Raw genomic sequence first — 20,180 nt, 5'->3', positions numbered from 1 at the left:
CTGAGACTACCCACTCCCCGAAGGGCAGCATGACGGCACTCCGCGATCTCTTCCCCGATGGTCCGCGCTCGGATCACCGCGCGGACGTCGTGCTCGACGACACCCACACCCGGTGGCGTCTGCGCGAGATGATCGGCGAACCGCGCCGCTCCGAGCCCGCACGGGCGCCGCTCGCGGACACCAGGGAGCTTGCGCGCATGGCGGAGGCCGCCGCGCGCACGGCCGTGCCGTTCACGGCGGAGTCGCCCCGATCGGCGCGCGAACCCCGGCGGCAGCGCCGTCGCCCTGATCTGCTGACCACGGCCGCCGCCGCCCTCGCCGTGCTCGCGGTCGCCGCGGCCGCGACCGTCGGCGGGATCCAGGCAGCGACCGCGAGCCCGGCAGCGAGCGCCCTCGAATCCCTCCAGGCGGACGAGGCCTCCATCCAGAACGCGCACCAGGCGTTGACGTCGGCCCGCGACACCCTCGTCGCCGACATCGGGACCCAGACGGCGGAGGCGACCGCGCTGCGCACCGCCATCGTCGACACCGCCACGGTGCCCGATCCCGCGTCGTCGTCGGACGACGACGTCATCGCGGTGGCCGATCCGGCCCTGGAGGAGGCGGCCGTCGCGGCCCTCGACGGGTACCTCGCCGCGCTCGCCGCGGTGACCGTGCCCGCGCTGCCCGCCGAGTATCGCCGCGCCGAGATCGACGAGAACTCGCTCGTCGACGTGGGGCAGGCGATCGACGACGCGCAGGGCGACCTGGACGCGCTCGACCAGGCGACCGCGGAGATGCGCACGATCCGCACGGCGTTCGACGCGCTGCGCCCCGCCGCCACCCCGGCCGTGACCGCGTACCTCGCGTCGTCCGTGCCGGCGGCGGCCGAGGCGACGGCGGATCGGCAGCGGGCGGAGGGGTCGTTCCGCACCGCCGTGACCGACGCCGCCGCGCAGGTCGCCGCGTCCGACCCGTGGACCCCCGGCGGGCAGGCCGCGCTCGTGGCGTACCGCGACGCGTTCGCCGCGCTGCTCGACGACCAGTTCCGCGCGGAGGTCGAGCAGGAGCGCGCCGACACGCAGCGCCGTCAGGGCGGGCAGTCCGGCGGGCAGCAAGATCAGCCGTCGGACGGCTCCACTCCTCCGCCGTCGACCGATCCGGGGACGGGCGGAGACACGCCGCCGGGAGACGGTACCGACGACCCCGTCGGCTGAACGACAGCACTAACGCACGGACCTGCTCGTTGCCTGTGAGACCATATCTCCAGGGGAGTGAAGAAAGTCCGGAGGGGGCGACACACTCGTGAGCAAGAAGGACGCGGCGGGCGACGTGTCCACCGGCGAGATCGCGATCCTGTCGGAGGGCTCGGTCACGCAGCGCCGACGACGCCGGTTCGCCGCGATCGTCGACGGTCTGGCGTGGAGCTTCGGCGTCGTCATCGCGATCGCCCTGCGGTTCGAGCTGCAGATGGACGCGGACTCGTGGATCGCCGCCGTCGTGCTGGCGCTCGTGGCCGGAGCCATCCAGATCGTGGTCGGGTACGCCACGGCCCTCTACCGCGGACGCTTCACCTACGGATCCTTCGACGAGGTCAGGACGCTCGCGCTGATCGTCGTGATCGAGGCGCTGCTGCTCTCGGTGGTCCTCATCCCGGTCGGCCCCCTGGTCGGCATCCCGCGCGGCACCCTCATGCTCGCGTTCCCGTTCGTCCTGCTGCTGATGTTCGGGGTGCGCTACGCCGCGCGGCTGGTGATCGAGCGCTCCCGCAAGCCGGGCGCCGACGCCGAACCCGCGCTCATCATCGGCGCCGGCTTCATCGGCGACAAGCTGCTCGCCAACATGACCACCGACCCGAACTCGCCGATCCGCCCCGTCGGGCTGCTCGACGACGACCCCGACAAGCGCAACCTGCGGCTGCGGGGCGTCGCGGTCGTCGGCACCACGCGCGAGCTCGCCGACGCGGCGCAGCGCACCGGCGCCAAGCTCGCCGTGATCGCGATCGCCCGCGCCGACAGCACCCTGCTGCGCACGCTCGCCGACCGGGCCGAGGCGGCCGGCCTGCGCGTGGCCGTCACGCCGACGCTGGAGATGATGACCTCCGGCGAGAAGGCGCTCACCGACGTGCGCGACATCAGCATCGAAGACCTCATCGGCCGGCACCCCGTCGACACCAACGTGGAGCTGATCGCCGGATACATCACCGGACGGCGCGTGCTGGTGACCGGGGCGGGCGGTTCGATCGGCTCCGAGCTGTGCCGCCAGATCGCCAAGTACGGCCCGCGCGAGCTGATCATGGTCGACCGCGACGAGACCGGACTGCAGGTCGCGCAGCTCGGCACCGCGGGGCACGGCCTGCTCGACACGAACGACGTGGTGCTGGCCGACATCCGCGACACCGACACGCTCGACCGCATCTTCCTGGAGCGGGAGCCGGAGGTGGTGTTCCACGCCGCGGCGCTCAAGCACCTGCCGATGCTGGAGCAGTACCCCGACGAGGCGTGGAAGACCAACGTCCTCGGCACGCTGAACGTGATCAACGCGTCCCGCCGGGTCGGCGTCTCGACGTTCATCAACATCTCCACCGACAAGGCCGCCAACCCCACGAGCGTGCTCGGGCACTCCAAGCGCGTGGCCGAGAAGCTCACGGCGTGGGCGGGGGAGGACACCGGCATGCGGTACCTCTCGGTGCGGTTCGGGAACGTGATCGGCAGCCGCGGATCGATGCTGCCCACGTTCCAGCGCCTGATCGCCGAGGGGCGGCCGATCACGGTCACGCACCCGCAGGCCACGCGGTACTTCATGACGATCCCCGAGGCGTGCCAGCTGGTCGTGCAGGCGGGCGGCATCGGCCGGGCGGGCGAGGTGCTGATCCTCGACATGGGGGAGCCGGTGTCGATCCTCGAGGTCGCCAAGCGCATGATCGCGATGTCGGGCAAGAACATCGAGATCGTGTTCACGGGGCTGCGTCCCGGCGAGAAGCTGCACGAGGAGCTGGTGGGTTCGCGCGAGAACCTCGAGCGCCCCTTCCACCCCAAGGTGTCGCACACGCGCGTCGACACCATCACGCCCGAGCGGCTCGACAAGGAAGGGTGGATGCGGCGGATGTTCTCGAGCCCCCGCGTCAACGACACCGTGACGATCGAGCCCGTACGCATCGGAAAGGCACCCCAGGAGTGAGCGAGCGGATCTACATGTCGTCGCCGGACGTCGGCGAGGCGGAGGAGCAGGCCGTCGTCGCGGCCATGCGTTCCGGGTGGATCGCTCCGCTCGGCCCCGACGTCGACGCGTTCGAACGGGAGCTCGCCGACCGCGTCGGGGTGGCGCACGGCGTTGCGCTCAGCTCCGGCACGGCCGCCCTGCACCTCGGGCTGCTGGCGATGGGCGTGCAGCCGGGCGATGTCGTGCTCACGTCGTCGATGACGTTCGCCGCGACCGCCAACGCGATCGTCTACACGGGTGCGGAGCCCTACTTCATCGACGCGGATCCGCGCACGGGCAACATGGACGCGGCGCTGCTGCGCGAGGCCCTCGCCGAGCTCCGCGCCGCCGGGGAGCGGGTCGCGGCGATCGTGCCGGTCGACCTGCTGGGCAAGGCCGTGGACTACACCGCGATCCTGGCGGCCGCGGAGGAGTACGGGGTGCCCGTGCTGTCCGACGCCGCCGAGTCGCTGGGCGCGAGCCACGCGGGTCGCGCGACCGGCAGCTTCGGCCGCGCCTCGGTCGTGTCGTTCAACGGCAACAAGATCATGACCACCTCGGGCGGCGGGATGCTGCTGACCGACGACGGCGAGCTCGCCCAGCACGTGCGCTACCTCGCGACGCAGGCCCGGCAGCCGGTGGTGCACTACGAGCACACCGACATCGGCTACAACTACCGCATGAGCAACCTGCTCGCGGCGCTCGGACGCGCCCAGCTCGCCCGGCTCGACGCGATGATCGCGCGCCGCCGGGAGATGCGGGAGCTGTACAAGGAGCTGTTCGCCGATGTCGACGGCGTCGAGGTGTTCGGTGCCGATGGTGACGAGCACGACAACGTGTGGCTCACGTCGATCCTGGTCGACCCCGACGTCACGGGCTGGGAGCCGTCCGAGCTGGCCGCCGCCCTGACCGCCGACAGCATCGAGAGCCGCCCGCTGTGGAAGCCCATGCACGCGCAGCCCGTGTTCGCCGACGCCAGGCGCAAGAGCAGCGGCGCGTCGGAGCGGCTGTTCGCCCGCGGTCTCACGCTGCCCAGCGGCTCGGCGCTCACCGACGCCCAGCGCGAGCGCGTGGTCACGGCCATCCGCGGCTTCCTGGACCGATGAGCGCGCGGTTCCGCCCGTACGACGCGGTCAAGCGCGCGCTCGACGTCGTGGTCTCCGCGGTCGCCCTGGTGCTGCTGTCGCCGGTGATCGTGGCGACGGCCGTGCTCGTGGCGGTGCGACTCGGGCGGCCCGTGGTGTTCGCGCAGCCGCGACCGGGGCGCGACGGCCGCCTCTTCACGCTCTACAAGTTCCGCTCGATGCGCCCGGTCGACCCGGCGCGCGGGTGGGTGACCGACGCCGAGCGCCTCACGCCGTTCGGGGCCCGGCTGCGCTCGACGAGCCTGGACGAGCTGCCCAGCCTGTGGAACGTGCTGCGGGGGGACATGAGCATCGTCGGCCCGCGGCCGCTGCTGGTCGAGTACCTCGACCGGTACACGCCGGAGCAGGCACGGCGGCATGAGGTGCGCCCCGGCATCACCGGGCTCGCGCAGGTGACGGGACGCAACGCGGTCACGTGGGAGAGCCGGTTCGCGCAGGATGTGCGGTACGTCGACCGGCGCAGTGTCGGGCTCGACCTGCGGATCGTCGTCGCGACGGTCGGCTCTGTCGTGCGCCGGGACGGCATCTCGGCCGACGGGCACGTGACCATGAGCAGGTTCGGAGAGACGCATGACTGAGCGGATCGTGGTGCTGGGAGCGGGCGGCTTCGGTCGCGAGACGCTCGACGTGCTGGCGGCGATGATCGCGGCCGGCGCGGACCTCGAGCTGGTCGGCGTGGTCGATGCGGGACCGCGGGCCGTGGAGCTGGAGCGCCTCGCCGCGCGCGGGGTGCGCTTCCTCGGCGGGGAGGACGAGTGGCTGCCCGCTGCGGACGGCGACGAGCGGTTCGTGGTCGCGATCGGCGCGCCGGAGATCCGCCGCCGGGTCGCGGAGCGGCTGCGGGCGTCGGGGCTGCGCGCCGCCACGCTGATCCATCCGAGCGCCGTGATCGGCACGCAGGCGCAGGTCGGGGAGGGCGTGGTGATCACGGCCGGCGTGCAGGTGTCGACCAACGTGACCCTCGGCGACCACGTGCACCTCAACCCCGCGTGCATCATCGGACACGACGCGGTGCTCGCCGAGCACGTGTCGGTCAACCCCGGCGCGATCGTGTCGGGCAACGTCACCGTCGAGACCGGCACGCTGCTCGGCGCCGGTTCCGTGGTGCTGCAGGGGCTCACGGTGGGCGCGGGTGCCACGGTCGGCGCCGCGGCCTGCGTCACCAGGGACGTCGCCGCGGGGACCACCGTCGTCGGGGTCCCGGCGCGCGTGCAGGCGAAGGACACCGACGCGTGAGGGTCCTGATCGTCTCGCAGTACTATCCGCCGGAGGCCGTGCCGCTGCCCGCCGACCTCGCGCACGGCCTCGCCGAGCGCGGGCACCGGGTGAAGGTGCTCACCGGGTTCCCGAACTACCCCACCGGAACCGTGTTCCCCGGGTACCGCCAGCGGTGGCGCACCATCGAGCGCGACGGAGACGTGCAGGTGTGGCGGGTGCCGCTGTACGCGGACCACTCGCAGAGCGCCGTGCGCCGGCTACTCAACTACGCGTCGTTCGCGCTCAGCTCTGCGACCGCGCGACGCCTCTCCCGCGGGGCCGACGTCGTGTACGTGTACGCCACGCAGATGACGGCCGGCTTCGGGCCGTGGCTGTGGCGCGTCACCGGGGGCCGCCCCTACGTGCTGCACGTGCAGGACCTGTGGCCCGACTCGATCGTGGGCTCGTCGATGGTGACGGGCGGCACCAAGGCCAGGGTCGTGTCGGGAGCCCTGGGGCCGTGGCTGCGCAGCGCCTACCGCCGGGCGGGCGCCGTGATCGGGATCGCGCCGACCATGGTGAGCACGCTCGTGTCGCGCGGGGCTCCGGCCGCGCGCACGCACCTCGTGTACAACTGGGCCGACGCGGGCGAGCCGGTGACCTCCGCGCTCCCGCCCGCCGACGAGCACCGCGCCGCCGTGGTGTACGCGGGCAACGTGGGCGACATGCAGGACCTCGCGACCGCGGTGCGCGCCGCCCACGCCGCCGCCGACGCCGGGGTCGTGCTGACCATCGTCGGTGACGGCGTTCTCAAGCCCGAGCTGCGGGCGCTCGCGGACGAGCTCGGTGCCGACAACGTGCGCTTCCTCGACCCGGTGCCGCGCGAGCGCATGGCGGAGGTGTACGCGGCCGCCGACTACGCGCTCGTGTCGCTCAAGGACATGCCGGTCTTCCGCGGCACGATCCCGTCCAAGCTGCAGGCCGTGCTGTCGGCCGGCCTCCCGGTCATCACGACCGTGCAGGGCGATGTGCGCGCGCTCGTGGAGGGTGCGGCGGCCGGGCTGACCGCCGATGCCGAGGACGTAGGCTCGATGGCGGACGCCTTCCGCGCCGCCGCCGCCCTTCCCGCCGAGGAGCGGGCCGCGATGGGCCGCCGCGGCCGCGACCTGTACGACACCAGCTTCTCCCGCGAATCCGGGATATCCACGATCGAACGGCTGCTCACGGCAGCGGCGAAGGGAACGGGCACACGATGAGCGACTCCTACAACGGCGCGCGGGTCCTGGTCACGGGCGGCACCGGCTCGTTCGGGCACACCGTGGCGCGCAAGCTGCTCGAGCGCGACGTCGCCGAGATCCGCATCTTCAGCCGCGACGAGGCCAAGCAGGACCTGATGCGGCACGAGGTGCGCGATTCCCGGCTGCGGTTCTACGTGGGCGACGTGCGCGACTACGACAGCGTGGAGCGGGCGACCCGCGACGTGGACTTCATCTTCCACGCGGCCGCGCTCAAGCAGGTGCCCTCGTGCGAGTTCTTCCCGATGGAGGCCGTGCGCACCAACGTGCACGGCAGCGAGAACGTGGTGCGGGCCGCCGACCGCAACGGCGTCTCCTCGGTCGTGGCGCTCAGCACCGACAAGGCCGTGTACCCGGTGAACGCGATGGGCATGTCGAAGGCGCTGATGGAGAAGGTGGCGCAGTCGCACGGGCTCAACAACCCCAACACCGCCACCACCGTGTCGTGCGTGCGCTACGGCAACGTGATGTACTCGCGCGGCTCCGTGATCCCGCTGTTCATCCGCCAGCTCCAGTCGGGCGGGAACATCACGGTCACGAACCCCGACATGACCCGGTTCATGATGTCGCTCGCGCACTCGGTCGACCTGGTCGAGTTCGCCTTCCGCAACGCGCAGCAGGGCGACCTGTTCGTGCGCAAGGCGAAGGCCACCTCGATCGGGAACCTCGCCCAGGCCGTGCTCAACCTGTTCCGCTCCGACGCGAAGGTCGAGGTGATCGGCACCCGTCATGCGGAGAAGCTGTCGGAGGCGCTCGCCACGCGCGAGGAGCTGTCGCGCGCGCGGGACATGGGCGACTACTTCCGCGTGGTGGCCGACAACCGCGACCTCAACTACAGCGTGTACTTCGAGGAGGGCGACGTCGCCCAGAGCCGCTTCGAGGACTACGACTCGCACACGGTCGAGCAGATGTCGGTGGGCGAGGTCGAGGAGCTGCTGCTGACGCTGCCCGAGGTGCGCGCCGAGCTGCGGGCCGCGGGACTGCCGGAGACCCGCGGGACGCAGGCGTGACCCGGTTCGCGGTCACCGGGGCCGGCGGGTTCCTGGGCTGGCACCTGCGCGGCGCGCTGCTCGAGGCGGGCGTCGAGGTGGCGCCGATCGCCCTCGGTGCGGGCGTCGATGCGGCCGCCGCGATCACGGCGGTCGACGGTGCCGACCGGGTGATCCACATCGCCGGGGTCAACCGCGGCACCGACGAGGAGGTCGGCGCCGGCAACCTCGCGTTCGCCGAGCAGGTGGCCTCCGCTCTCCGGACCGCCGCGAACCCGCCGCCCGTGGTCGTGTTCGCGAACTCGATCCAGGCGGGCAACGGCTCGGTGTACGGGGAGGCGAAGGCCCGCGCGGCCGGGGTGCTCTCCGCGGCGGCGGCCGAGATCGGCGCGGAGTTCGTCGACGTGCGCCTGCCCAACCTCTTCGGCGAGCACGGCCGTCCGTTCTACAACGCCGTCACCGCGACGTTCAGCCACCTGGTCGCCGCGGGGGAGAGCCCGGTGGTCGAGCAGGACAGGGAGCTCACGCTGCTGCACGCGCAGGACGCGGCCGACGTGCTGCGCGGCGCGGTGTCGGTGGCGGGGATGGCCGGGCGCGAGCGCCACGAGACCGTGTCCGGGCTGCTCGCGCGGCTGCAGGGATACGCGGAGCTGTACCGCCGCGGCGAGATCCCGAGCGTCGCGGACGACTTCGACCGCGACCTGTTCAACACGTACCGCTCGTACACGTTCCCGGCGCAGTCGCCGATCGACCTCACGCGGCACGCCGACGCCCGCGGCTCGTTCTTCGAGATCATCCGGTCGCACGGGGGGCCCGGACAGTCGTCGTTCTCCACCACCGTGCCCGGCGTGACCCGCGGCGACCACTTCCACCGCCGCAAGATCGAGCGCTTCACGGTGCTGCAGGGGCGGGCCCGCATCTCGCTGCGCCGCCTGTACTCTGAGGAGGTCGTGTCGTTCGAGGTCTCGGGCGAGGCGCCGGGCGCGGTCGACATGCCGACCCTCTGGGCGCACAACATCACCAACATCGGGGACGACGTGCTCTACACCTCGTTCTGGACGAACGACATCTTCGACCCCGCGAACCCCGACACGATTGCCGAGGCAGTGTGACATGGCCGACAAGCTCAAGGTGATGACCGTGGTCGGCACCCGACCCGAGATCATCCGCCTCTCCGCCACGATCAAGATGCTCGACGAGCACACCGACCAGGTGCTCGTGCACACCGGGCAGAACTACGACTACGAGCTCAACGAGGTGTTCTTCGAAGACCTCGGCCTGCGCCGGCCCGACCACTTCCTGGAGGCGGACACGTCGTCGCTCGGGGCGGCGCTCGGCTCCATCCTCGCGAAGACCGAGGAGGTGCTGCGCACCGAGAAGCCCGACGCGTTCGTGGTGCTGGGAGACACCAACAGCTGCATCTCGGCGGTCATCGCCAAGCGGCTGAAGGTCCCGGTGTTCCACATGGAGGCCGGAAACCGCTCCTTCGACGAGAACGTGCCGGAGGAGACCAACCGCCGTCTGGTCGACCACGTCGCCGACTACAACCTCGTCTACACCGAGCACGCGCGGCGCAACCTGCTCGCGGAGGGGCTGCATCCCTCGCGCATCCTGCTGACCGGCTCGCCCATGCGCGAGGTGCTGGCGCAGAACAGGGAGCAGATCGACGCGAGCGACGCCGTGACCCGTGCGGGCCTGGAGCCGGGGGAGTACTTCCTGGTGAGCCTGCACCGCGAGGAGAACGTCGACAACCCGGAGCGCCTGCGCGCCGCCGTCGACGCGCTGCACGCCCTGAGCGCCGAGTACGGGCTGCCCGTGCTGGTCTCGACCCATCCCCGCACGCGCAAGCGCCTGGAGGCCCTGGGCATCGCCGAGAGCGATGACGTGCGCTTCCACCCGCCGTTCGGCTTCCACGACTACGTCAAGCTGCAGCAGGACGCGAAGCTCGTCCTGTCGGACAGCGGCACGATCAGTGAGGAGTCGAGCCTGCTCGGCTTCCCCGCCGTCACGCTGCGCGACTTCATCGAGCGGCCGGAGGCGATCGACACCGGGGCCATCGTCACCGCGGGCATCGAGCCCGAGCGCGTGCTCGCCGCCGTGCGGGTCGTGCTGGACAGGGCGCGCCGCCCGGAGACCCCGGCCGACTACCGGATCGAGGACACGGCGCAGCGTGTGGTGAGCTTCATCCACGGCACGGTGCCCTCGCACCGGCGCCGCCTGGGACTGCTGCGCGCCGACGCCTGAGCCGTGCCGCGCTAGGCGACGGGCGGCGCCTCGGGGCGCGGCCGCCGCGACAGGTGGTAGTAGCTCGCCCACCACACCACGGCGTTGAGCGCGGAGATCGCCGCCATCGACCACGTCGCACCGGGGATGCCCCACACCTGCGCGCACGCGAGCACCACGAACGGCCGGGGGATGCCCACCGCGAGCCGCAGTGCCAGGCTGCGACCCCCGGCGAAGGCCACCCGGTGCCCGGAGTTGGCGACCGCGCCGATCAGGGCGAAGACCGCCTCCAGGCTCAGCGGCAGCAGGGCCAGGCTCGCGAGCTGCCACGTGTCGCCGAGCAGCTGCTCGCCCCACGCGTCCGGCAGGAACTGCAGCGCGACCAGGAACGGCGCGAGCACCGCCACCTGCAGCAGCGCGACCCGCAGCGCCGCGCGGATCTGCCGGCCCTGCACGTCGTCGCGGCGCGACAGGAACGGCAGCAGCAGGGAGCGGACGGTCGTCGCGATCAGGTTCAGCGGGCCGAGCAGCGTGCCCGCACCGCGCACCGCGCCCAGCACCCGTCCGTCGGACACGAGGCCCAGCAGTCCGGTGGTGAACAGCGCGCCGCCCGAGCCGACGGCGTAGTCGAGCGCGAACAGCCCGCTCACCCTGGTGTCGGCGCGGTGCCGCGACCAGCCGGGGAGGACGGGGGTGCGCGCGACCGCCATCAGGACGTAGCCGGCCAGCGCCCCGCTCGCGGCCCACACCACGAACACGACACCGGCGTCGAGATGCCCGGCGATCGACAGCACCGCGGCCGCGATCGTCAGCACCGACCACGCGGTCGTGGCCACCATCGCCCGACCCGCGGCCCCGGCGGCGGAGTCGAACGTGCGCAGGAAGTCGAACACGATGAGGCCGTGGAACGCGACCCCCAGCACCACCAGGAACGTGTTCGCCGTCACGAGGCCCCACACCACCACGACCACGGCCCCGGCCAGCGCGACGAGCGAGGCCCGCCGGAAGCTGCGGTCGAACGTGTCGCGGTCGGCCGGACGGGACAGGGCCGAGTCGGTGAGCGCGGACCGGATGAGCCCCGACCCGAACAGGTACGCGACCATCGCGAGCGAGAACGCCGCGAACACCGGGACCGACGACGCCCGGGCGACCGTGATCGACAGCGCCAGGCTCGCCAGACTGACCATGCCGTTGCCGCCGACCGCGAAGATCAGGCGGCGGCTGCCGGGCAGGCCGGGGAGCAGGCGTGCGGCCACGGGTGCCTAGCCGTCGGTGCGCAGGGCGGTCAGCGCGTCCTGCAGGGCCGTGCAGACCTCGGCGACGGCCGCATCGTCGAGCCGCGGGAAGGTCGGCAGGCTGATGCCCTCGCGCGAGATCGCCGCCCCGATCGGGGTCTGCGCGCGCTGCGCCTCGGGCACGAACGGCATGTCCTGCACGAGCGGGAAGACCGGTCGCGACTCGATGCCGCGGTCCGCGAGCGCCGCGATCACCGCGTCGCGCTCGGCCGCGGAGCGTCCCACCAGGCGCACGGAGTAGATCCACGGCGTCGGCGAGGCCCCGGGGGCGGTGTCCTGCGCGCGCACGCGGTCGTCGCCGCTCAGGAGGCGCTCGTACTCGGCGACCACGCGGCGGCGCTGCGCGATGAGCTCGGGGGCGCGCTCCAGCTGGGCGGTGAGGATGGCCGCGGCGACGTTGGTCATGCGGTAGTTGTAGCCGACCATGTCGTGGAAGTAGCGCCGCGTCGGGTGGTTGCCCTGGTTGCGCAGCTGGAGGACCGCGGCGTGGAAGTCCGCGCGGGGCGTGGTGACCGCACCGCCCTCGCCGCTGGTGATGACCTTGTTGCCGAAGAACGAGAACGTGCTGATGTCGGCCAGGGACCCTGCCGCCCTGCCGCCCCACGTCGCCCCGAGCGATTCGGCCGCGTCGGCGATGAGCACGAGGTCGTGCGCATCGGCGATCCGGCGCAGCGCGTCGTAGTCGGCGGTCTGCCCGTACAGGTCGACCGCCAGGATCGCCCTGGTGCGCGGGGTGATCGCGCGCTCCACGGCCTCCGGGTCGATGCACCAGGTGTCGTCGCGCACGTCGACCACGACCGGCGTGGCCCGCACGTAGTAGACGGCGTTGAGCGTGGCCACGTAGGTGAGCCCGGGGATGACGACCTCGTCGCCCTCGCCGATGCCCGCGGCGAGCAGCGCGAGGTGCAGCGCGGTCGTGCCGTTGTTGCACACGGCCGCGTGCGGGGCGCCGGTGAGCTGCGACAGCAGTTCCTCCGCGCGCTCGACGTACGCGCCGCGGGACGAGATCCAGCCGCTGTCGAACGCGTCGAGCAGGTACCGGCGCTCGAGGTCGCCGAGGTCGGGTTCCGAAACGGGGATCATGCGTGGTCGCCTCTCGTCAGGTGCTGCGGCTTGTCGCCGCGCCCGCCCGCCCAGGCGAACACCTGGTCGTACTCCTGCGCCATCTGCCGCCAGGTGCGCGCGCGCAGCTCCGCGCTGAGCGGACGGAGCCGGTCGACGAACGCCGCGTGGTCCGCGGTCGCCTCCCGGATCGCCGCGACCAGCTCGTCCGGGGCGTCGGGATCGAACGTGGGGGCGGGAAGGCCGAGCGTCGCGAGCTGGGCGGTGATCGGGGGGATGCGGCTCGCCACGAACGGCAGCCCGCGCACGATCGCCTCGAACACCGGGCCGCTCGCCGCCTCCCACCGCGTGGGCATCACGAGCAGGTCGGCGGCGGCGTACTCCGCCTCCAGGCGCTCGGCGTCGACGAAGCCGAGCCACTCGATGCGGTCGGCGACGCCCAGCTCGGTGGCCAGCGTGCGCAGCTGATCGCCCTGCGTGCCGTCCTCCGCGCCCGTGAACACCGCGACGGCGCCCGGGAGCTTCGGGAGCGCGCGCACCAGCACCTCGTGGTTCTTGTGCGGCGTGACGAAGCCGGGCAGCAGCAGCCGCAGGGCGCCGCCGTCCGGCAGGGTGCGATCGGTCCAGGGCCCGCTGTTGAGCACGGGCAGCGGGATGAGGAAGGTCTTGTCCGCCGCGGCCGGGAACCGCTCGATCAGGCTGCCGTACGGGTGCGCCCAGCTGCAGATCACGGCCGCGGCGCCCTCGACGTTGCGCGCGATGATCTCCTGGTCCATGGGCGAGGCCAGCCCCGGCTCGAACACCCGCAGGTCGTGCACCGTCACCACGCTGCGTCCGCCGCCCAGGGGGACGCGGTGGAACGGCTGCCACACCACGCCGTCGCCCAGGGCGCTGGAGGTGGAACGCGCCCGGACGGCACGCACCCGCCCGATCAGCAGCTGCGCGAGCCGCGACGATCGAGGCACCAGGCGTCGTAGCGCCTGCTGCCACCGGCTGGTGGCGCTCAGCGCCACCGTCACCGGGACGATGGCCGAGGTCAGCGAGGGGAGGCGTTCGGCCCAGGCGTCGGCGGCCTCGGCGTTCACCAGACAGCGGAAGCGGACGTCGGCGGCCTCGAGGCCTTCCGCGACCCCCGCCGCCACCACGCCGACGCCGCCCGAGCTCGGGCTGACCGAGGTGAAGTCGAGGGTGAGGTCGGGCACGCTCAGATGTCCACCCGCACGTGCTTGCCGGCCTTCTCGTCGCGCACCTGCTCCAGATCGCCGTCGACCATGCGCTGCACGAGACCGGCGAACGTCGTGGTCGGCTTCCAGCCCAGCTGCCGCTCCGCCTTGGAGTAGTCGCCGATCAGCGCGTCGACCTCGGAGGGGCGCTCGTACCGCGGGTCGGTGCTGACGTAGTCCTCCCAGTTCAGGTTCACGTGCTCGAACGCCGCCTGCACGAACTCGCGCACCGTGTGGGCCTCACCCGTGGCGACCACGTAGTCGTCCGGCGTGTCCTGCTGCAGCATGAGCCACATGGCCTCGACGTACTCGGGCGCGTAGCCCCAGTCGCGGACCGCGTCGAGGTTGCCGAGCACCAGGCGGTCCTGCACGCCCTCGACGATGCGCGCGACCGCCCTGGTGATCTTGCGCGTGACGAAGGTCTCGCCGCGGCGGGGGCTCTCGTGGTTGAACAGGATGCCGTTCGAGGCGTGCAGCCCGTAGGCCTCGCGGTAGTTCACGGTGGCCCAGTAGCTGAAGACCTTCGCCACGCCGTACGGGCTGCGCGGGTGGAACGGGGTTTCCTCGTTCTGCGGCGGCGGGGTCGAGCCGAACATCTCCGACGACGACGCCTGGTAGAAGCGCGAGTCGACGCCGCTCGCGCGGATGGCCTCGAGGAGGCGGATGGTGGAGACGCCGGTCACGTCGGCCGTGTACTCGGGGATCTCGAACGACACCGCCACGTGGCTCTGGGCGCCGAGGTTGTAGATCTCGTCGGGCTGCACGTCGCGGATGAGGTTCGTCAGCGAGCCGGAGTCGGACAGGTCGGCGTAGTGCAGGATCAGGTCGGACGGCCGGTGGCCCTCGGCCCTGGCCACCTCCTCCAGCCGGGAGGTGTTGAAGGAGGACGAGCGGCGCTTGGTGCCGTGGACCTCGTATCCCTTGCTGAGCAGGAGTTCGACGAGGTAGCTGCCGTCCTGTCCGGTCGTACCTGTAACGAGCGCCTTCTTCATCTCTGCCCTTTGTGCGTGCTAGCTGCGATTTGTCTGCCGGCGGTTCCGGATCGTGACTATCCTAGGGCGTCGGGGGATTCGCCCGTTCTGCCCGCCCCGCGGCCGGACGGTCGTCGGCCTCGCCGGATCCCTCACCCCGGATCCGAACCGCACGAAGGGCGAGCTGGCTTCTCGATGGACACACTCTCCGGTGCACGGGAGGCGCACGCACCCTCGTCCGAGGACGACGTCGCGACCGCCCCCGCCGGTCGTCCGCCGCGGTTCCAGCGGCTGTTCCGGTCGTTCCCGATCTCGGTCGCCCTGGCCCTGCCGTACGTCGTGCTGATCCTGCCGCAGGCGGTGTGGAACGACAACGAGCACCTCGGATTCATCGTCGGCGTGTTCGCGATCGCGCTCGCCGCCACGCTGTTCGTCGAGCTGCTGATCGCGATCGCCCGGTCGTCGCGGATCGACCGGCAGCGGGAGCGGGGCGAGCTCCGGCCCGACGCCACCCTCGCGCGCCTCAACGAGTACGGCCCGGCCCTCCGCCGGGTGGCCTTCGTGGTGACCGCGGTCGGGGTGGCGGTCGGTGTGCTGTCCGCCGCGGCCGGCGTGGGGTCCATCCAGTCGCAGATCGGGCTCGTGGCCGTGTCCGCGCCGCTCGCGATGGCCTCGGCGCTCGTCGGCGGGTGGCCCACGGTGGGCGTCGCGCTGCTGATCGCGGCCCGGCTCGCGGGGCAGCTGTCGGTGCGGACCTTCTGGATCTGGATCGGTGTCGTCGTGCTCGGGCAGGGGATCGAGGCGTACCTGACGGCGCTGACCGCCTCGCTCATGGCGTTCGCCACGAGCCTGATGATGATGCTGCTGCTGTTCGGCGTGATCCGCATCCGGTACGCCGTGATCGCGCTGCTGGTGGTGCTCGTCGCGTGGCCCCTCGCGTTCGACATCCGCAACGAGCTGCGCCAGTCGACCGGTGTCGCCGTGAGCACCCAGGTCGGCGCGTTCGACCGCCTGCGGTTCGACGAGCAGATCGCCCGTGCCACCGAGGTGACCGAGGTGCCGCTCGACCTCGGCCAGCCGGGACCCATCGAGATGCTGCGCTACGGCCTGGTGCCGCGCGTGCTCGACCCCGAGCGGCCGCCGATCTCGACCGGCATCAAGATCAACATGTACCTGGGCGGAAGCGCCACCTCCACCTACACCTTCCTCCCCGTCACGACCACGTACGTGCTGGGCGGCCCGGTGTACCTGCTGCTCTGGTACGCGTTCTGGGCGCTGATCGGTGCCGTGATCCTCCGCGGCGGACGCGACCTCAGCGTGCTGCGCATCGTGCTGATGGGGCTGGTCTTCAGCGGTCCGCTCGGGTGGTTCTCGACCTTCCCCGACCGCACGATCGGCGTGCTGCAGTTCTTCGTGTCCTTCCTGCCGGTGATGCTGTTCCTGCTGCTGGAGAAGACGGCGGTCAAGCGCCGCGCGGCCCGGCGCGAGGCGAAGGCGGCCGCGTCCGGCGAGGAGCCGTCGTGACCGCGGCCCGGCGGGTCGCCGTGCTCGCCCCGTACTACCCCCCGGCCTTCCGCGGTGGGGGACCCGTGCGGTCGATCGCCGCCCTGGTCGACGGTGCCCCCGACTCGTTCGCCCCGCTCGTGCTCACCGCCGACCGCGACCTCGGCGAGACCGTCCCGCTCCCGGTGCCCGCCGACCGGTGGACCCGCCGTGACGGCGCCGAGGTGTACTACGCCGCGCTCGGCTCGGTGGGCGGCTTCGTGCGCGGTCTCCGCGCCGTGCGCCGTCGCCGGCCGGAGCTGATCCACCTCAACAGCGTCATGAACCCCCGCCTGTCGATCGCGCCGCTCGTGCTGTGGCGGCTCGGGTTCTGGGGGCGTTCGCGGGTGCTGCTGGCCCCGCGCGGCGAGTTCGGCGACGGCGCGCTCTCCCGGCGCGGCCTCAAGAAGCGCGCCTACCTGGGGCTGTTCCGGCTGCTGGGCCTGCCGCGGCGTGTGGTGTGGCACTCCACGGCGCCGCACGAGACCGCCGACATCCGCCGCCTCTGGGGCGACCGGGTCGTGATCGTCGAGCGGGAGAACGACACCCTGCTGCCCGCGACCGCCACTGCACCGCGGCCGGTCGAGGGTCCGCTGCGCGCGGTGTTCCTCGGTCGCATCGTGGAGCACAAGGGGCTGCACCTCGCCCTGGAGGCCCTGGCATCGGTGACGGCCCCCGTGCACCTCGGCGTGTACGGCTCTCGGGAGGATGCCGCCTACTTCCGTCGCTGCGAGGAGCTCGTGCGCGGCCTCCCCGACCACGTCACGGTGACGTTCCACGGCCCGGTGTCGCCCGACGACGTCGTTCCCACGCTCGCGTCGCACGAGCTGCTGGTCATGCCGACGGCCGGCGAGAACTTCGGCCACGTGATCGCGGAGGCCCTGTCGGCGTCGTGCGCGGTCGCCGTCACCCCGCACACGCCGTGGACCGACGTGCTCTCGGGGGGCGGTGGCGTGGTGGTCGAGCGGGCGGTGGCGCCGTGGACGCAGGCCCTGCAGGCGCAGGCGGCAGCGACCCCGCAGGAGCGGCTGGCCTCCCGCCGGGCGGCCGGGGAGACCTACGAGCGGTGGCGCGCACGACCGCGACCGCCGCACGTGTGGACGTCGGCGCTCGCCGCCGAGCTGCCCTGACCTCCGGCCGGCGCCGCGCGGGTCAGAGGCGGTGCACGCTCGGGTTGCCGAGACGGTTGCGGGTGTCGAACACCGTCACGGCGCCCGCCTCCGCCTGGCGCTCGAGCAGCTCGAAGTCGAAGCGGTCGTGGTCGGTCACGAGGATCACCAGATCGGCCTCGGCCACGGTCTCCGCGGTGAGCTCGCGGCGCTCAGCCGTCCGCGGCCACTGCGCCTCCACCACGTGCGGGTCGGCGGCCAGGACGGTCGCGCCGAAGTCGGCCAGCAGCTGGATGATCCGCAGCGCGGGGGACTCCCGGCTGTCGCCCGAGTTCTTCTTGTACGCCACCCCGGCGAGCAGCACCGTCGAGCCGTTCAGCGCCTTGCGGTCGGCGTTGAGCAGCTCGATCACGCGCTGCACCACATACGCCGGCATGTTCTCGTTCACGTCGTTCGCGAGCTCGACGAACCGGAAGCTCTTGCCGAGCGTGCGCCGCACCTGCCAGGACAGGTAGCTGGGGTCGACCGGGAGGCAGTGCCCGCCGACGCCCGGGCCCGGGGTGAACTTCATGAAGCCGAACGGCTTGGTCGCGGCGGCGTCGATCGACTCCCACACGTTCACGTCGAGCTCGTCGGCGAACACCGCGAGCTCGTTGACGAGGGCGATGTTCACGTGGCGGAACGTGTTCTCCAGCAGCTTGGTGAGCTCGGCCTCCTTCGGCGTGGACACCGGGACCGTGCGCTCGACGAGCGAGGAGTAGAACGCGTCGACGTGCGCGAGAGAATCGGCATCGATGCCCGAGACGACCTTGGGCGTGTTCACGAAGTTCCATCGCGGGTTGCCCGGGTCGATGCGCTCCGGGCTGTAGCCCACGAAGAAGTCGGTGCCGGCGGTGAGGCCGGAGCCCTTCTCCAGCAGCGGCACCATGAGCTCTTCCGTGGTGCCGGGGTACGTGGTGGACTCCAGCACCACGGTCGCGCCGGGGGTGACGAACGGGGCGAGCGACGCCGCGGCCGACTCGATGAACGACAGGTCGGGCAGCGTCTCCTTGAGCGGCGTCGGCACGGTGATGACCGCGACCCCGAAGGCGCGCGCGGTGTCGTAGTCGGCGCTGGCGCGGTAGCGGCCAGAGTCGAGCGCGGCGCGCACGGTCGCGTCGGAGATGTCCTCCACGAACGACCGGCCGTCGCCGAGCGCGTCGATGCGCACCCGGTCGAGGTCGAGCCCCACCACCGTGTAGCCGACCTCCACGGCGCGCATCGCGAGCGGAAGCCCGACGTACCCCTGTCCGATGACGACGACGGGGCGGGAACGGTCGAGCATGGAGACTCCATTCGGACGGGGCGACGCGAGCACGCCGAGACGAACATAGTCTGTCATGCGGCATTCCGGCCGGTCGCGGACGGGCCCGGACGGTCGGGGACACGGCGTCGCGCGCGTCGCCGGGGCGCGCCTCCTGCGGTTGAATGAACCCGATGGACAGTGCGGGGGAAGGTTCGGCGTCGCCGCGGCGTCGCGTGCTCGACGCCGCCGGTGCGTTCATCGCGGTCGAGGTCGATCGTGGCGACGAGGACCGCGCGGCGTCGCTCCTGCGCGGCTGGGCCGACGCGGTCGCCCCGGAGGGCGCGGCGGTCGATCGCACGCTGTTCCTCGCCGAGCTCACCGGGGCCGATGCCGCCGATCTGCGCGCCGCCGTGTTCACTGCGGCACGGCGGGTGCTCGCCGACCGCGACGTCTGGGCCCCCGAGGCGACGCTGCTGGTCGATGACACCGACGGCGGCGACCGCGCCGTGCTGGTCGTCGGCGGTGCCGCGGCGGCGTTCCCGCCCGGAGCGCACCACGGCGGTTTCGTGAGCCGGGGCCGCACGCTCGTCGCGGTCGATCCGCTCGGCACCCTCCGCCCGTGTGCGGCACCCGTCCCGACGGCCGACGGGCCCGTCGCGCCCTCCGCGGCCGATGAGCGGACGGAGGCCCCGGCCCGGCTGCGCCTCGCGGGCGTGCTGCTGCCTTCCACCCTGGCCGACGACGCGGTGCCGCCGGAGGATGCGACGCCGGTCGCGCTCGAACGGGTGCTCCCGGCCCTCGCCGCCGCGGCCCCGCCGTTCCCCGGTGCCCGCGACCCGCTGCGCTCGCTCGCCCGGCTGGTCGCGCACACGGGGGTCGCCGAGCTGCGTTCACCGCACGACGACGACGCGCACGCCGCCCTCGCCGCACTGGCGCACGGTCCCCGCGGCCTCGGACATCGAGCCCTCCCGGTGGCCGAGCCGCTGACCGCCGCGTCCGGAGAGGCCCGGCTCCACCGCGCGGGCGTGACCGATGCGCTCGTGACCGAGGGCGGGCGCGTGGTCGCCCTCACCGCGCACGACGGCGGCACGGTCACCGCGCACGACGGCGGCACGGTCGTGGTGCTCGACGCCGCGGAGTCCGCCGTCTGGACCGGCGACGCGGACGCCGTCGCGAGCGCCGAGGTTCCGGCGGCTGTGGCCCGGCTCCTCGACCGCGGACTGCTGTCGTCCGACCCCGGCTGGCGGATCGCGGACCACGCGACCTGGGCCGACCACGGCGCCTCGACCGTGGCGCTCGACCTGTCGACACCGGCCGCCGCACCCCTCGCCCTGCGCGACTCCGCCCAGTCGGTGTGGCACGTGCTGGTGCAGCGGCGTGCGGTCCAGCGGACGCGACTGCTGGACGAGCTCGCGGCACAGTACGGGGTGGAGCCCGCGGTGGTCGCGGACGACGTGGATGCGCTGCTGGCATCGCTCGAGCGGGCACGACTGGTCGTGCGACCGTGAGGCGCGCATCAGGGGCGGCCGCGGGGCGCCGCGAGCGGAGGGGAGCGCGATGACGGGGGAGCAGCACGCACCGCCCGCCGCGGCGGCGTCGAGCGCGCTGTCGACCTACACCACCGGTCTCCTTGCGCACACCCCTGTCTCCTCCACAGACACCAA

The 20,180-nt window shown here is 72.7% G+C and carries 17 protein-coding genes; 12 read left to right on the top strand and 5 right to left on the bottom strand.

Going from position 1 to position 20,180, the window contains the following annotated elements; genetic code table 11:
* Positions 1 to 29 precede the first annotated feature (29 nt).
* From ACWGQ1_RS03335 to wecB, 9 genes are all read left to right on the top strand, one after another.
* Entirely contained in the window at positions 30 to 1,196 is a 1,167-nt protein-coding gene (locus ACWGQ1_RS03335) for a hypothetical protein (RefSeq protein WP_452312327.1), read from the top strand.
* An 88-nt stretch (positions 1,197 to 1,284) separates the two neighbouring features.
* Entirely contained in the window at positions 1,285 to 3,159 is a 1,875-nt protein-coding gene (locus ACWGQ1_RS03330; protein ID WP_206251697.1) for a polysaccharide biosynthesis protein, read from the top strand.
* A complete protein-coding gene (locus tag ACWGQ1_RS03325) occupies positions 3,156 to 4,286 on the top strand; it encodes a DegT/DnrJ/EryC1/StrS family aminotransferase (protein ID WP_205814426.1) in 1,131 nt (376 codons plus the stop codon). The genes ACWGQ1_RS03330 and ACWGQ1_RS03325 overlap by 4 nt, the downstream gene beginning before the upstream one ends.
* On the top strand, positions 4,283 to 4,903 hold the full coding sequence (locus ACWGQ1_RS03320) for a sugar transferase (RefSeq protein ID WP_136028756.1): 621 nt from the start codon (positions 4,283 to 4,285) through the stop codon (positions 4,901 to 4,903). Before ACWGQ1_RS03325 ends, ACWGQ1_RS03320 begins: the two co-directional genes overlap by 4 nt.
* A complete protein-coding gene (locus tag ACWGQ1_RS03315) occupies positions 4,896 to 5,561 on the top strand; it encodes a NeuD/PglB/VioB family sugar acetyltransferase (protein WP_136037172.1) in 666 nt (221 codons plus the stop codon). The genes ACWGQ1_RS03320 and ACWGQ1_RS03315 overlap by 8 nt, the downstream gene beginning before the upstream one ends.
* Positions 5,558 to 6,778 (top strand): glycosyltransferase family 4 protein, encoded by a 1,221-nt coding sequence (locus tag ACWGQ1_RS03310; RefSeq protein WP_168443169.1) that lies wholly within the window; start codon positions 5,558 to 5,560, stop codon positions 6,776 to 6,778. Before ACWGQ1_RS03315 ends, ACWGQ1_RS03310 begins: the two co-directional genes overlap by 4 nt.
* A complete protein-coding gene (locus ACWGQ1_RS03305; RefSeq protein WP_136028753.1) occupies positions 6,775 to 7,827 on the top strand; it encodes an SDR family NAD(P)-dependent oxidoreductase in 1,053 nt (350 codons plus the stop codon). Before ACWGQ1_RS03310 ends, ACWGQ1_RS03305 begins: the two co-directional genes overlap by 4 nt.
* A complete protein-coding gene (locus ACWGQ1_RS03300) occupies positions 7,824 to 8,918 on the top strand; it encodes a polysaccharide biosynthesis C-terminal domain-containing protein (protein WP_452312326.1) in 1,095 nt (364 codons plus the stop codon). Before ACWGQ1_RS03305 ends, ACWGQ1_RS03300 begins: the two co-directional genes overlap by 4 nt.
* A gap of 1 nt (position 8,919) precedes the next feature.
* Positions 8,920 to 10,050 (top strand): non-hydrolyzing UDP-N-acetylglucosamine 2-epimerase, encoded by a 1,131-nt coding sequence (gene wecB, locus ACWGQ1_RS03295; RefSeq protein ID WP_452312325.1) that lies wholly within the window; start codon positions 8,920 to 8,922, stop codon positions 10,048 to 10,050.
* An 11-nt stretch (positions 10,051 to 10,061) separates the two neighbouring features.
* Here wecB and ACWGQ1_RS03290 read toward each other — a convergent pair whose 3' ends face one another.
* The 4 genes from ACWGQ1_RS03290 to gmd are packed head-to-tail and all read right to left on the bottom strand — an operon-like array spanning position 10,062 to position 14,601.
* The gene (locus ACWGQ1_RS03290; protein ID WP_136028750.1) at positions 10,062 to 11,285 is read right to left on the bottom strand and encodes an MATE family efflux transporter; all 1,224 of its coding nucleotides are present in this window, start codon (positions 11,283 to 11,285) and stop codon (positions 10,062 to 10,064) included.
* A 6-nt stretch (positions 11,286 to 11,291) separates the two neighbouring features.
* Complete coding sequence (locus ACWGQ1_RS03285; protein ID WP_136028749.1) at positions 11,292 to 12,407, bottom strand: DegT/DnrJ/EryC1/StrS family aminotransferase; 1,116 nt, start codon at positions 12,405 to 12,407, stop codon at positions 11,292 to 11,294.
* On the bottom strand, positions 12,404 to 13,588 hold the full coding sequence (locus tag ACWGQ1_RS03280) for a glycosyltransferase (RefSeq protein WP_136037175.1): 1,185 nt from the start codon (positions 13,586 to 13,588) through the stop codon (positions 12,404 to 12,406). The genes ACWGQ1_RS03285 and ACWGQ1_RS03280 overlap by 4 nt, the downstream gene beginning before the upstream one ends.
* Before the next feature lie 2 nt (positions 13,589 to 13,590).
* The gene (gene gmd, locus ACWGQ1_RS03275) at positions 13,591 to 14,601 is read right to left on the bottom strand and encodes a GDP-mannose 4,6-dehydratase (RefSeq protein WP_136028747.1); all 1,011 of its coding nucleotides are present in this window, start codon (positions 14,599 to 14,601) and stop codon (positions 13,591 to 13,593) included.
* A 174-nt stretch (positions 14,602 to 14,775) separates the two neighbouring features.
* Between gmd and ACWGQ1_RS03270 the strand changes: the two genes are divergently transcribed.
* Both ACWGQ1_RS03270 and ACWGQ1_RS03265 read left to right on the top strand, forming a co-directional pair.
* A complete protein-coding gene (locus ACWGQ1_RS03270) occupies positions 14,776 to 16,104 on the top strand; it encodes a hypothetical protein (protein WP_136028746.1) in 1,329 nt (442 codons plus the stop codon).
* Positions 16,101 to 17,252 (top strand): glycosyltransferase, encoded by a 1,152-nt coding sequence (locus ACWGQ1_RS03265; RefSeq protein ID WP_452312324.1) that lies wholly within the window; start codon positions 16,101 to 16,103, stop codon positions 17,250 to 17,252. The genes ACWGQ1_RS03270 and ACWGQ1_RS03265 overlap by 4 nt, the downstream gene beginning before the upstream one ends.
* 22 nt (positions 17,253 to 17,274) lie before the next feature.
* Here the strand turns inward: ACWGQ1_RS03265 and ACWGQ1_RS03260 are convergent, their stop codons facing one another.
* On the bottom strand, positions 17,275 to 18,555 hold the full coding sequence (locus ACWGQ1_RS03260; protein ID WP_452312323.1) for a nucleotide sugar dehydrogenase: 1,281 nt from the start codon (positions 18,553 to 18,555) through the stop codon (positions 17,275 to 17,277).
* 152 nt (positions 18,556 to 18,707) lie between these two features.
* On the opposite strand from ACWGQ1_RS03260, the gene ACWGQ1_RS03255 reads away from it, so the two are divergent.
* Positions 18,708 to 20,024 carry a PqqD family peptide modification chaperone gene (locus ACWGQ1_RS03255; protein WP_452312322.1) on the top strand — a complete coding sequence of 439 codons (1,317 nt, stop codon included), beginning with the start codon at positions 18,708 to 18,710 and terminating at the stop codon, positions 20,022 to 20,024.
* The last annotated feature ends 156 nt before the right edge of the window (positions 20,025 to 20,180 follow it).

This window comes from Microbacterium sp. NPDC055599 (assembly GCF_053618975.1).
The sequence above is the reverse complement of the archived record's forward strand: the minus strand, read 5'-3'. Positions and strand labels throughout refer to the sequence as shown.